This is a genomic window from Citrobacter sp. wls706 (assembly GCF_005281305.1).
Lineage (GTDB): Bacteria > Pseudomonadota > Gammaproteobacteria > Enterobacterales > Enterobacteriaceae > Citrobacter > Citrobacter werkmanii.
The window spans coordinates 1-787 of record NZ_SZXG01000003.1; the positions used below are offsets into that span (position 1 = coordinate 1).

A 787-nucleotide genomic window follows, 5' to 3' on the forward strand; every position below is an offset into this window, starting at 1 on the left:
TGGATCAGTTCTTCGACGGAAAGATCCGGCGCGATCTTTACGGCCACCGGAACATATTTATGGTGGACCGCTTGCAGATCGTTTTGCTTATTTTTAATTGCCGTTAGCAGATCGTCCAGCGCTTCACCGTATTGCAGCGTGCGTAATCCCGGCGTATTCGGTGAAGAGATATTAATCGCGATATAACCGGCATAAGCATAGACTTTTTCCATACAAATCAGATAGTCATCTTTGCCGTTTTCTACCGGAGTATCTTTATTCTTACCAATATTAATGCCGAGAATGCCGTCAAAATGTGATTTCTTAACGTTCTCTACCAGGTTATCAACACCCAGGTTATTGAATCCCATGCGGTTGATCAAACCTTCCGCATCCACCAGACGGAACAGACGTGGTTTATCGTTCCCGGGCTGGGGACGTGGCGTCACGGTACCAATCTCAATTGAACCGAATCCCATCGCACCGAGCGCATCAATGCACTCCCCGTCTTTATCCAGTCCGGCAGCAAGCCCGAGCGGATTTTTAAACGTCAGCCCCATACAGGTAACCGGTTTTGCGGGTACTTTCTGGCGGACAAGCGCTTCGAGCGGCGTGCCGGTAATGCGACGTAACTGCTGGAATGTCAATTCATGAGCGCGCTCAGGATCGAGCTGGAAAAGGGCTTTACGAACGAAGGGGTAGTACATGAACTCTCCTGGATTCCCAGTGTGCAAACCGGGGGCGTATTATGTGCGATCGCGAGCAAAAAGGGAATTGACCTGCGGCAATAAATAGCAATCGTTTTCCT

Annotated in this window: 1 protein-coding gene; it reads right to left on the bottom strand. The window is 49.4% G+C overall.

The window, feature by feature from the left end; genetic code table 11:
• Positions 1–686, bottom strand: a 686-nt coding sequence (pyrD, locus tag FDW92_RS00155) for a quinone-dependent dihydroorotate dehydrogenase (RefSeq protein WP_137400518.1), incomplete at its 3' end; no start/stop codon positions are given.
• Positions 687–787 lie beyond the last annotated feature (101 nt).